13 protein-coding genes are annotated in these 12,232 nt (G+C 54.2%); 5 read left to right on the top strand and 8 right to left on the bottom strand.

Translation table 11 applies throughout. The annotated features are described in order from the left end of the window. Positions 1-4 precede the first annotated feature (4 nt). The 4 genes from EGO56_RS13770 to EGO56_RS13785 form a co-directional block, all read right to left on the bottom strand. Positions 5-748, bottom strand: a complete 744-nt coding sequence (locus tag EGO56_RS13770) for a type 2 GTP cyclohydrolase I (RefSeq protein WP_135909733.1) — start codon at positions 746-748, stop codon at positions 5-7. An 18-nt stretch (positions 749-766) separates the two neighbouring features. Next, positions 767-2,191: a deoxyribodipyrimidine photo-lyase gene (gene phrB / locus EGO56_RS13775; RefSeq protein WP_135909734.1), complete on the bottom strand. Its 1,425-nt coding sequence runs from the start codon at positions 2,189-2,191 to the stop codon at positions 767-769. Positions 2,192-2,203: 12 nt separating this feature from the next. Further along, positions 2,204-3,160, bottom strand: coding sequence for a YbgA family protein (locus tag EGO56_RS13780; protein ID WP_013357131.1), 957 nt, complete (start codon positions 3,158-3,160; stop codon positions 2,204-2,206). A gap of 154 nt (positions 3,161-3,314) precedes the next feature. Further along, entirely contained in the window at positions 3,315-3,515 is a 201-nt protein-coding gene (locus EGO56_RS13785; protein ID WP_013357130.1) for a DUF2517 family protein, read from the bottom strand. A 257-nt stretch (positions 3,516-3,772) separates the two neighbouring features. Between EGO56_RS13785 and kdpE the strand changes: the two genes are divergently transcribed. Then, a complete protein-coding gene (gene kdpE / locus EGO56_RS13790; RefSeq protein ID WP_135909736.1) occupies positions 3,773-4,447 on the top strand; it encodes a two-component system response regulator KdpE in 675 nt (224 codons plus the stop codon). A 270-nt stretch (positions 4,448-4,717) separates the two neighbouring features. Here the strand turns inward: kdpE and pgm are convergent, their stop codons facing one another. Both pgm and seqA read right to left on the bottom strand, forming a co-directional pair. After that, positions 4,718-6,358, bottom strand: coding sequence for a phosphoglucomutase (alpha-D-glucose-1,6-bisphosphate-dependent) (gene pgm / locus EGO56_RS13795; protein ID WP_033731859.1), 1,641 nt, complete (start codon positions 6,356-6,358; stop codon positions 4,718-4,720). A 26-nt stretch (positions 6,359-6,384) separates the two neighbouring features. Next, complete coding sequence (gene seqA, locus EGO56_RS13800) at positions 6,385-6,933, bottom strand: replication initiation negative regulator SeqA (RefSeq protein ID WP_013357126.1); 549 nt, start codon at positions 6,931-6,933, stop codon at positions 6,385-6,387. Positions 6,934-7,183: 250 nt separating this feature from the next. On the opposite strand from seqA, the gene ybfF reads away from it, so the two are divergent. The 4 genes from ybfF (at position 7,184) to fur (ending at position 9,845) form a co-directional block, all read left to right on the top strand. After that, a complete protein-coding gene (ybfF, locus tag EGO56_RS13805; RefSeq protein ID WP_135909738.1) occupies positions 7,184-7,948 on the top strand; it encodes an esterase in 765 nt (254 codons plus the stop codon). Positions 7,949-8,116: 168 nt separating this feature from the next. Further along, a complete protein-coding gene (ybfE, locus tag EGO56_RS13810; protein ID WP_003852811.1) occupies positions 8,117-8,392 on the top strand; it encodes a LexA regulated protein in 276 nt (91 codons plus the stop codon). Positions 8,393-8,524: 132 nt separating this feature from the next. After that, a complete protein-coding gene (gene fldA / locus EGO56_RS13815; RefSeq protein ID WP_013357124.1) occupies positions 8,525-9,055 on the top strand; it encodes a flavodoxin FldA in 531 nt (176 codons plus the stop codon). Between the two features lie 346 nt (positions 9,056-9,401). Beyond that, a complete protein-coding gene (gene fur, locus EGO56_RS13820) occupies positions 9,402-9,845 on the top strand; it encodes a ferric iron uptake transcriptional regulator (protein ID WP_009091454.1) in 444 nt (147 codons plus the stop codon). A 65-nt stretch (positions 9,846-9,910) separates the two neighbouring features. On the opposite strand, the gene EGO56_RS13825 is transcribed toward fur, so the two are convergent. Both EGO56_RS13825 and glnS read right to left on the bottom strand, forming a co-directional pair. After that, a complete protein-coding gene (locus tag EGO56_RS13825; protein WP_013357123.1) occupies positions 9,911-10,306 on the bottom strand; it encodes a hypothetical protein in 396 nt (131 codons plus the stop codon). Between the two features lie 236 nt (positions 10,307-10,542). Beyond that, positions 10,543-12,210 (bottom strand): glutamine--tRNA ligase, encoded by a 1,668-nt coding sequence (gene glnS, locus EGO56_RS13830; protein WP_135909740.1) that lies wholly within the window; start codon positions 12,208-12,210, stop codon positions 10,543-10,545. Between the last annotated feature and the right edge of the window lie 22 nt (positions 12,211-12,232).

The raw sequence follows: 12,232 nt of genomic DNA on the forward strand, positions 1-12,232 counted from the left end.
GAGATCAGGCAGGATTAGGAATATCGATGAAGGTCACGTCAAGGTTGTGGTGTTGTGCCAGCCACTCGCCCAGCGCTTTGACGCCGCCACGCTCGGTGGCGTGATGGCCTGCGGCAAAGAAATGCACCCCCTGCTCGCGTGCGCTGTGAATGGTCTGTTCAGAGACTTCACCGGTGATGTAGGCATCAACGCCCGCAGCGGCGGCCTGGTCGATAAAGCCCTGTCCGCCACCGCTGCACCAGGCGATGCGACGGATCAGTGCTGGCGCGTTGTCACCGCAATGCAGCGGTTCGCGTCCCAGCTTATCGCCAATTCGGCGGGCCAGCTGTTCACCGGAGATCGGCTCAGCCAGCTCACCCCAGAACACCAGCGGCATGACTTCGCCACGTACGTCGATATCCAGCAGTTTCGCCAGCTGGGCGTTGTTGCCCAGTTCTGAATGCGCATCAAGCGGCAGGTGCCAGCCATAGAGATTAATATCGTTAGCCAGCAACGTCCGCAGACGGCGGCGCTTCATGCCTTTAATCGCGGCCGGTTCACTTTTCCAGAAGTAGCCATGATGGACGATTATTGCATCGGCCTGACGTGCGACCGCCTCATCCAGCAGGGCCTGACAGGCCGTCACGCCGGTGATAATCGTTTTAACTTCGCTGCGTCCCTCAACCTGCAACCCGTTGGGGGCATAGTCGCTGAAGCTGTGGCTGTCGAGTTGCTGATTGATCAGCGTCTCTAGTTCGTAATGGTTCATTCAGGCTCCTTCGAAGCCTCAGGCGGCGCTTTTGGCGCGCTCAAAGGCGTCTAATGTCTTTTTACGGGCTGCCTTATGATCCACGATTGGTGCCGGATAATCGAGTTTCCTGTTGTTCTTTTCCGCCCAGACGTGGGGCTGGTGAATATGGCTGTCAGGGACGTCCGCCAGCTCCGGCAGATAGTGACGGATAAACTCGCCCTGCTCATCGAAGCGCTCGCCCTGTGTGGTCGGGTTAAAAATGCGGAAATAGGGTGCTGAATCTGTACCGGTGGAAGCCGCCCACTGCCAGCCGCCATTGTTTGCGGCCAGGTCACCATCAATCAGCTGCTGCATGAAATAGCGTTCACCTTCGCGCCAGTCGATCAGCAGATCTTTGACCAGGAAACTGGCAGTAATCATCCGTAAACGGTTGTGCATCCAGCCCAGCGCCTTCATCTGACGCATTGCAGCATCGACGATCGGATAGCCGGTTTTTCCCGCTTTCCAGGCATCGAAATGCGCGTCGTCATGCTGCCATTCTACGTTACGCGTCCAGTCAATAAATGGCTGGTGCCGGCACAGTGCCGGATAGGCCACCAGCAGATGACGGTAGAACTCACGCCAGATCAGCTCGTTCAGCCAGGTAAATGCGCGACTGTTGTCCAGCGCATCGGGATGTTCATGCAGCACGCGATGCAGGCACTGACGTGGTGACAGCACGCCGGTCGACAGATAGACCGACAGGCGACTGGTAGCGTCCAGCGCAGGAAGGTCGCGCTTCGCGGGATAATCGATAATGGGTTGAGTGGCGAAATGACGTAACCGCTTCAGGGCGGCCGCTTCACCTGCCGGAAACAGATCCTCATCAAAGGCTTCGGTCGGACAGTCAAACGCAGGGATTGGGGTGGTTTTCAGCGGCGCACCGTCGCGCGGCTTAGGTGCAGGCACGCACTCCGGCAGACTCTGCTGCAAACGGCGGACAAAGGCTTTGCTGAACGGCGTAAAGACTTTATACATTGAGCGATCGCCACTCTGCACACTGCCAGGTGGCAGCAACAGGCTGTCATCAAAGCCCTGGCAGATCACGCCCGCGTCATCGAGACGCTTTTCCGCCTCCGCATCGCGCTGACGCTCATTCACTTCATACTGATAGTTATAGAAGAGCTGGTCGACCTGGTGCTTGTCACAGAATTCGGCCAGCGCATCGATACTGTCGCTGAAGGCGTGACACGCCTGATAGTGCAGCGCAATGCCCCGCTCAGCCAGCGCGTTCTGTACTTCCACCAGACTGGCGTGAATAAACGCCGCCTGCCTGGGTGACATGTCATGCTGCTGCCACTGTTCCGGCGTAGCAAGGAAGAGCGCAATCACTTTTGCCTTGCTGTCGCGACAGGCGGCGTGAAGTGCCAGATTATCGTTGATGCGTAAATCATTACGCAGCCAGACCAGATGAGTGGTCATACGCCTCCTGAATTACTGTCCGTAGCGTAAGCACAAGGCTTCGGGATAGGGATCGAAATAGCGCTGCTGTGCCAGCCACGGATGCGGGAACTCGGCCATGTAGTGCTTGAGAATGGTAATGGGCACCAGTAACGGTTGTGTACCCTGACGATAGCGGTCGATGAGCGTTGCCAGCTCCTGACGCTGCGGTGAGCTTAGCTGGCGGCGGAAGTAGCCCTGCACATGCATCAGCACATTGGTGTGATTACGACGTGAGGCGGGACGTGACATCAGTTCCATCATGCGATTGCGGTACTCAAAGGCAAAGGCATCCAGCGAGTCCCACTGGCTCATCGAAGCAACAAAGGGTCCCAGCTCTCGATATTTCTCCTGCGAATGCGCCAGCATCATCAGTTTGTAGCGGCTGTGAAAGGCGATCAGTCCATGACGGGTCAGGCCGCTTTCCCACATCTGATTAAATTCATGCAGTGCGCAGATACGGCCGATAAAGTTTTCTCGCAGGGCGGGATCGTGCAGACGACCATCCTCTTCCAGCGGCAGCCAGGGCATCTCGCGCTGCAGGAATTCAGCAAAAATGCCGGTGCCCACTTTGCGGTTATTGTTATTGTCAGGTTCGTAGACCCGTACGCGCTCCATCCCACAGCTGGGCGACTTGGCGCACAGGATATAACCGGAGAGATGATGCAGCGATTTTACCCGCTCCGCAGACCAGTCACGCATCTGAGCGGTGACTTCTTCGCCGCCGTCTTTGCTGAAGCAAAGATGCACCTCATCATCGCCCTGCTTTACCAGACGCAATGCCGGACGCGGCGTGGGCAAGCCAATCGCCATTTCAGGACAGATCGGTTCAAAGCGGACAAATGGCGTAAGATCCTCAGTCGCAAAAGTAAGACGCTTATGGCCACCATCAAACCTCACGCTATCGCCGAGCAGGCATGCACTGATTCCAACGGGGATTTTTTTGCTCATACTTGTACAACCTCCGAAATCTTGTAGAGGTTTAAGTGTAGCGCAAAATGGTCAGGAATAAAGGGGGAAAACGCGGTTCCGGACCGCTTATTCTCAGAAAAAACGCAAAAAAAAGCCTGGTCAGATGACCAGGCCTGTTCTGCGGCAGGGCTCATTACCAGAATGCGCCACCACCCGCTTCAGACTGCGCCAGCCAGACCGGCTTTGCGCTGGTCTTGCACCAGACGCGATGCAGGTAACTGTAGAAGCGTGCACGATCCTGTCGAAACAGCATGACAGGCAGTGCCAGAACGCCGAGAAGAACCACCAGCGTACGACGCGCGAGTATTTTATAACGTGGATAAGCCTGATACATGGTTTCTCCTCCCGGTAAGTTAAAGTGTGCGAATGTGATCTGTGTTCAACTTTACGCCAGGTTGTGTAATTTTACTACTCATCTGACCACTTATTTGTCGCTATTTTTGCTGTTTAAGAATTAACCTGTAATTTAGTTACAGATAAGTTACCGCCAGGTTACGAGAGGGTTTGAATGCCCGAAAGATGAAGCGCGCGGACGGCAGCATAAAATATTGATAAAGTAGCGCTTCGGCTCTCACTCAAGGCAGGTATTGCGTGACCACGGTTTTGATCGTTGAAGATGAAAAAGAGATCCGCCGTTTTGTCCGGCTGGCGCTGGAAAATGAAGATCTGAAGGTGTTTGACGCCGATACGCTGCAGCGCGGACTGATTGAAGCGGCAACCCGTAAACCTGATTTAGTGATCCTCGATCTTGGCCTGCCGGATGGGGATGGCACCGATTTTATCCGTGATCTGCGCCAGTGGAGCGCCATACCGGTGATTGTGCTGTCGGCGCGCAGTGATGAACAGGATAAGATCGCCGCACTGGATGCCGGGGCGGATGACTATCTGACCAAACCCTTTGGCATTGGCGAACTGCTGGCGCGCGTCCGTGTTGCACTGCGACGTCATGGTGGTCAGCAGCCCGAAGCCAGAATTCAGTTTGCCGACGTCAGCGTCGATTTTGCCGCACGCCGGGTACAGCGCGGCGGCAGTGAGATTCACCTCACGCCGATTGAGTTTCGTCTGTTGAGCATTCTGCTGAATAATGCCGGCAAGGTGCTGACGCAGCGGCAGCTGCTGAGCCAGGTCTGGGGGCCCAATGCGGTGGAGCACAGCCACTATCTGCGCATTTATATGGGACATCTGCGCCAGAAGCTGGAAGCGAATCCGACCCAACCGGTCCATCTGCTGACCGAAACCGGGATCGGCTATCGCTTTATGCCATAAAAAAAGGCGCCAGAGGCGCCTTAGGCTGTTAACAAAATTTAAGCTTGTTCGCTGTGAAGCCGAGCCTGCTCAGGGAACAGGGTCAGATCGGAAAGACGCAAAAGCCGCCATCCATGGCATGCTCGGCCCGCGCCGTCCTGGCGCGGGACGCTTTCCTCTTCTGACCCAGTACCCTTCGCATTGAGTCAATCCGTTGCTGCCAGATTTACCCGGATGTGATTTTGTCATCAGTCTGAGGCGCGCGATGCGCCTCTTTATCATCCCAACTTATCAGGCGTTTTTCAGCACTTCGCTGACAATCTCTACCGCTTCTTTTTCAATCTGCGCGCGGTGTTCTGCGCCGAGGAAGCTTTCACAGTAGATTTTGTAGGCGTCCTCGGTGCCTGACGGACGAGCAGCAAACCAGCCATTCTCCGTCATCACTTTCAGACCGCCGATTGACGCACCATTACCCGGTGCCGCAGTCAGACGCGCGGTGATAGGATCACCCGCCAGCGTATCCGCGCTCACCATCTCGGGTGACAGCTTCGACAGCGCGGCTTTCTGCGCTGAAGTGGCGGATGCCTGCAGACGGTTGTAGCTTGGTGCACCGAAGCGCGCGGCCAGCTCATCATAGTGCTGCTGCGGGTTTTTACCGGTCACGGCAGTAATTTCAGCCGCCAGCAGACACATGATGATGCCATCTTTGTCCGTTGACCATGGCGTGCCGTCGAAACGCAGGAATGACGCGCCCGCGCTCTCTTCACCGCCGAAACCAAAGCTGCCGTCATACAGACCATCAACAAACCATTTAAAGCCAACCGGCACTTCCACCAGCTTGCGGCCAATGTCGTTGACGACACGGTCGATCATCGCGCTGGAGACCAGGGTTTTACCTACGGCAACATCCTGGCCCCACTGTGGACGGTGCTGGAACAGATAGTTAATCGCGACCGCCAGATAGTGGTTTGGATTCATCAGACCCGCCGGGGTCACAATGCCATGACGGTCATAATCGGGATCGTTGCCGAACGCCAGATCAAACTTGTCACGATAGGCCAGCAGGCCTGCCATTGCGCTTTCAGACGAGCAGTCCATGCGCACGACGCCATCTTTATCCAGATGCATAAAGCGGAAGGTCTGATCGACCGCGTCATTCACCAGCGTCAGATCCAGCTTGTAGTGCTCAGCAATACGCTGCCAGTAAGCAATACCGGAACCGCCAAGGGGATCAACACCCAGCTTCAGGCCCGCTTTCTGGATCGCCGGGAAGTCGATAATCTCTGCCAGACCTTCAACGTACGGCTGGATCAGATCTTTCTCGACCACATGGCCACTCGCCATCGCCTGTTCCAGTGGCAGACGTTTCACCTCTTTCAGCCCATCTTTGATCAGCTGATTAGCGCGATCTTCCACTACTTTGGTGACGTTGGTATCAGCCGGTCCGCCGTTAGGTGGGTTGTACTTGATGCCGCCATCTTCCGGTGGGTTGTGCGATGGCGTGATAACGATGCCGTCAGCCAGTGGGCCGCCCGCTTTGTTGTGCTCAAGAATAGCGTTCGAGATTGCAGGGGTCGGCGTATAGCCATTGTCCTGCTGCACAATCACATCAACACCGTTCGCTGCCAGCACTTCCAGCACCGACAGGATCGCCGGCTCTGACAGCGCATGGGTGTCTTTACCAACGTAGCAAGGCCCGGTGATACCGTTCTTTTTGCGCTCTTCAGCAATCGCCTGAGCAATAGCCAGAATGTGCATCTCGTTGAAGCTCTGACGCCCTGCACTGCCGCGATGGCCAGAGGTGCCAAATTTCACCGCATGTTCCGGGTTCGCCACATCGGGCTGCAGGACATAATATTGTGACGTTAATTGTGCAACGTTAATCAAATCGCTCTGCTGGGCGGGTTGCCCGGCACGTGGGTGATTGGCCATTGGCGCTGCTCCCTGACGCTTAAGTTTTAAATGGTGCCGCAAACTTTCTCGGTCAGTTCCGCCGGGAACTGCATCGAGAGCATGATGTGTTCGACCATGCTGCATTTACGACCAGTATTGGTGTTGGTGATCACCCAGTACGGCGTGCCGGGCACATGCTTCGGCTTAGTATGGGTGCCATTCTGTAACAGCGTATGCTCATCACCGGCAAAATAGACGCGGGTGCGGCCCTGCAGAGATGCAGTAGCTTCAGCAAAAGCTGCAGTATCAAGACGATAGAGCGTTGACAAGATAAGCATAAAGCGATTCACCGCCCGCTTCTGCTCCGCATATTCATCAGAGAGCAGCAGCTCACGCACCGCGCGGACACGATCCTGCGGGCGCGAACCCACGGACGCAGGCTGAGACTCTTTCGCTGCCTCTTTTGAGGCTGGCTGAGCAGGCGAAGCGGGTGCAGTCTGACCGGCAGTGAACTTCAGCATACGACGCAGAATGTCGGATGCGCTTTCACCAATGTGTTGCGTGTGGCTGGCAATATAACGGTAGAGCTCTTCGTCAACTTCGATCGTTTTCATCTTATTCCGTACGGTTCTTTCTCATGACAGAACCACCTGTTTCCTGAAAAGCTCTGAGTATAGTCAGGCAATTCAAAGGATGTGCGGGTTCTAACATCAGGATTATAAAGTTAAATTCAGGCGGGTTGTTAGCAATCAAACGGTTTACGGGCAAAAGTCAGAATATGTCCTAATGCCGCCGGAACCGGCGCGCCTGAAAAGGTGAAACCATGATAACCTAAGCACAGGTCTCAAACTTAAGAACTTTGCTATGATTTTGAACGCCCGTCTGCAAACTGAACAATCCCCTGGTGATTCCCTGCCCATCCTGTTAATCCACGGCCTGTTTGGCAGTCTGGATAACCTTGGCGTGCTGGCGCGCGGGCTAAAAGATGCCGGGCCTCTGCTGCAGGTTGATGTCCGCAATCACGGACTCTCACCACGATCTGACGAGATGAACTACGCTGTAATGGCGCAGGACATGGTCGATACGCTGGATGCGCAAGGCATTGAACGCGTCGCGGTGATCGGTCACTCAATGGGCGGGAAGATCGCCATGACCATGAGCGCGCTGGTGCCGGACCGCATTGAGCGGCTGGTGATGATCGATATCGCTCCGGTCGACTACCAGACCCGCCGCCATGATGAGATTTTTGCCGGCATTCGTGCTGTAACCGACGCAGGCGTCTCCTCGCGTAGTGAGGCGGCGACGATTATGCATACGCTTATCGATGAAGAAGGGGTGATTCAGTTCCTGCTGAAGTCATTTCAGGCGGGCGAGTGGCGCTTCAACGTCCCGGTGCTGTGGGATAACTACACCACGATTTCGGGCTGGCAGCCGGTTCCGGCATGGGATCATCCGGCGCTGTTTATTCGCGGCGGCGACTCCAGCTATCTGGACAACCGCTACCGCGATGAGTTGCTGCAGCAGTTCCCGGCCGCGCAGGCACATGTCATTGGAGGCGCGGGACACTGGGTTCATGCAGAGAAACCCGATGCCGTTTTGCGCAGTGTCCGTCGCTTTTTTGCGCTTTAAAAGCAAATAGATGGCGGCAAAGGTTTAGGATTGGCGTCCGGAGTAAGCGTGAAGTATGATGGCGCGCTAAAATTTTGCCGCGCGTCCGTTTTGCTGCGGCAATAGCCAATAATTTATAATCTGCGCGGTGAGTGACTGGCGCCCGCCCCCATTCAGTTTTACTAAGCCATGGCAAAAGAACAGACTGACCGCACGACGCTCGATCTCTTTGCTGATGAGCGCCGCCCTGGTCGACCCAAAACCAGTCCGCTTTCGCGTGATGAACAGCTGCGCATCAACAAGCGTAATCAACTCAAACGTGACAAAGGACGCGGACTTCGTCGTGTCGAACTGAAAATGAACAGTGAAGCCGTCGATGCGCTCAACACGCTGGCAGAACAGCGCAATCTCAGCCGCAGCGAGCTGATTGAACAGATGCTGCTGGCACAGCTCAAACTGGATTAATGCGGGCAAATCGCACGCAGGAGCAAATGTCGGGGCTTTAACCGTTCACCGGTTTTCTCTCGTCTGCTATTATTCGCTGAAATGTGCTGCGGCACACATCTCATTATCAGGATTTAAGAGGTTATTTTACTCATGGCACTCGTAGGCATCTTCTTTGGCAGCGATACCGGCAATACCGAAAACATTGCAAAAATGATCCAGAAACAGCTGGGTACAGACGTTGCAGAAGTGCATGACATCGCGAAAAGCACAAAAGAAGATCTGGAAGCGTTTGATATCCTGCTGCTGGGCATTCCGACCTGGTACTACGGTGAAGCGCAGTGCGACTGGGATGACTTTTTCCCGACGCTGGAAGAGATCGATTTCAACGGCAAGCTGGTTGCGCTGTTTGGCTGCGGCGATCAGGAAGATTACGCGGAGTACTTCTGTGATGCGATGGGCACGATCCGTGACATCATTGAGCCGCACGGTGCCGTGATTGTCGGACACTGGCCAACCGAAGGTTACCACTTCGAAGCCTCAAAAGGTCTGGCCGATGATACCCACTTCCTGGGTCTGGCCATTGATGAAGATCGCCAGCCTGAACTGACTAACCAGCGCGTAGAGCAGTGGGTTAAGCAGATTTCTGATGAACTGCAGCTGAAAGATATCCTCGAAGCCTGATCCTGCCCGACTCAATGTGAGCGCCAGCTCACATTGAGGCAATGGAAATTCCTATAGAAATAATAGCCACATTTTTTTAACTTTCTCCGTTTAATCTGTAGAATACCCGCATCGATCTTCCGCTTATTTCTCAGGCGGCAAGACTAAGCGATGTACCAACAGACATCTGCCAGAATCCTCCCCGGCCCGGTGACCTATCCCCCACAGCCCGTGATGATTCAGGCACGCCCTCTGGTTTTCATTTCATCGCTTCAGTTCTATAATGAGACGCAAATGAGAATGAGCGCAGATCGACATTCAAGGCGACAAGCCACAAAAGTGAATATAGTGACAGGACAAAATCCGCATGACTGACAACAACACCGCATTAAAGAAGGCTGGCCTGAAAGTGACGCTGCCCAGACTGAAAATTCTGGAAGTGCTTCAGGAACCTGAGTGCCATCACGTCAGTGCGGAAGATTTGTACAAACGCCTGATCGATATCGGCGAAGAGATTGGCCTGGCTACGGTTTACCGTGTTCTGAACCAGTTTGATGACGCTGGTATCGTGACCCGTCATAACTTTGAAGGCGGCAAATCTGTCTTTGAACTGACGCAGCAGCATCACCACGATCATCTGATCTGCCTGGATTGCGGCAAAGTTATTGAGTTCAGCGATGAGTCGATCGAAACGCGTCAGCGTGAAATCGCCACCCGTCATGGCATCAAGCTGACCAACCACAGCCTCTATCTCTATGGACACTGTACGCTGGGCGATTGCCGGGAAGATGAAACCCTGCACGACCAGTAACGCGACCTGAAATAAAAAAACCGGTGAATTCACCGGTTTTTTTTCGTCTGTCCTGGGCTGCGATATCAGGCGACCAGCGTCTCCTGCAGATAACGCCAGCGTGGAATGGAGCTGCTGCAGTCCAGTATCGCCAGCGAAATACGGCTCTGATTATTGCCATTCATCATCTGCATTTCGCGATACTGCACGGTGATCTCTTTTTCATGATGAGAAAGGATGACGTGCTCGCAGGTGGCAATACGCATCCCTTCGCGCTGTCCCTGCAGCTGCCGGAAGAGTTCCTCGACCTCGTTCAGATTGCACTCTCTGCCCTTTGGGGTGACCATGCGGAATTCAGGATGGAAATAGGACATCAGCAGCTCAAAACTGTCATCAGATCCGGCAGGCTGGTTAAAAATACGTTCAATGAGCTGATGTAAAACGACCACACTGTTTCTGGCTTCCTGGGCGAGAACTGTCATTTTTTTTCCTTCTGTAACCCGCTTTGCAACCTCTGAGAGCGCATAGCCTACCTGAAAGCGGATAATTCACATCCGGAAATTGATTAATTTTTTTAAACTCAGATTTCTCTCACAATGTGGCATTTAAACGGTTGCGGTTAGGTCAGAATAAACGTCGGCAATGATTAAAATCGGGGCAACAAAAAAGGGCGATAAATCGCCCTTTTGTCATTTTATGAGGTCAGCCTCAAAAAAATTTATTCGCCGGTTTTCGCCCAGGTATCACGAAGACCGACGGTGCGGTTAAACACCAGCTGCGACGGTTTAGAGTAAACGCTGTCGGCACAGAAATAACCTTCACGTTCAAACTGGAACGGAGTGGTCGGTTCTGCATCGCGCAGGCCCGGTTCCACAAAGCCCTGTTTGATCGCCAGTGACTCAGGGTTGATCACCGCCAGGAAGTCCTCTGCCGCGCCCGGATTTGGCACACTGAACAGACGATCATAAAGACGGAACTCTGCTGGCTGCGCGTGATCCGCAGACACCCAGTGAATCACCCCTTTGACCTTACGGCCATCGGCAGGATCTTTGCTCAGCGTATCTGTGTCGCTGGTGCAGTAGATGCAGGTGATGTTGCCCGCTTCATCTTTAGCGACGCGCTCAGCACGAATCACATAGGCATTACGCAGGCGGACTTCTTTGCCCAGTACCAGACGCTTATATTGCTTGTTCGCCTCTTCGCGGAAGTCGGCACGGTCGATCCAGATCTCACGGCTGAACGGCACTTCACGCGTGCCCATCTCCGGTTTACCCGGATGATTTGGCATGGTGATGATTTCGTTATGGCCTGCTGGCAGGTTTTCAATCACCACTTTCAGCGGGTCCAGCACGGCCATGGCACGTGGCGCGTTCTCGTTCAGGTCGTCGCGAATACAGGATTCCAGCGAGGCCATCTCCACGATGTTATCCTGCTTGGTCACGCCAATACGACGGCAGAATTCTCGGATAGAGGCGGCGGTGTATCCACGACGACGCAGACCTGAAACGGTCAGCATGCGCGGATCGTCCCAGCCTTCTACGTGCTTCTCGCTCACCAGCTGAGTGAGTTTGCGTTTCGACATCACCGCATACTCCAGATTCAGGCGCGAGAACTCATACTGACGCGGATGAACCGGAATGGTGATGTTATCCAGCACCCAGTCATAGAGACGGCGGTTGTCCTGGAACTCCAGCGTACACAGCGAGTGCGTAATGCCTTCCAGCGCATCGGAGATGCAGTGGGTAAAGTCATACATCGGGTAGATGCACCACTTGTTGCCGGTCTGGTGGTGTTCCGCGAACTTGATGCGGTAAAGCACCGGATCGCGCATCACGATGAAATTAGAGGCCATGTCGATTTTAGCGCGCAGACAGGCCGTGCCCTCGGCAAACTCACCGTTACGCATCTTCTCAAACAACGCCAGGTTCTCTTCCACGCTGCGGTCGCGATAAGGGCTGTTTTTGCCCGGCTCTTTCAGGGTGCCGCGATATTCGCGAATCTGATCCGGACTCAGCTCATCTACGTAGGCAAGACCTTTAGAAATCAGCTCGATGGCATAGTCATAAAGCTGATCAAAATAGTTTGATGAGTAACAGACCTCACCGCTCCACTCAAAACCCAGCCACTGGACGTCACGCTTGATGGATTCAACAAATTCCACATCCTCTTTAACCGGATTGGTATCGTCGAAACGCAGGTTGCATTGCCCCTGATAATCCTGGGCGATGCCAAAATTCAGACAGATCGATTTTGCATGACCAATATGCAGATAGCCATTGGGCTCCGGCGGAAAACGGGTATGCACGCTGCTGTGCTTACCGCTCGCCAAATCTTCGTCAATGATCTGACGAATAAAGTTAGTTGGGCGGGCTTCAGCCTCACTCATCTCAAAAATCCTCAATACGAAT

Origin of the sequence: Pantoea vagans (assembly GCF_004792415.1) — a bacterium.
Lineage (GTDB): Bacteria > Pseudomonadota > Gammaproteobacteria > Enterobacterales > Enterobacteriaceae > Pantoea > Pantoea vagans.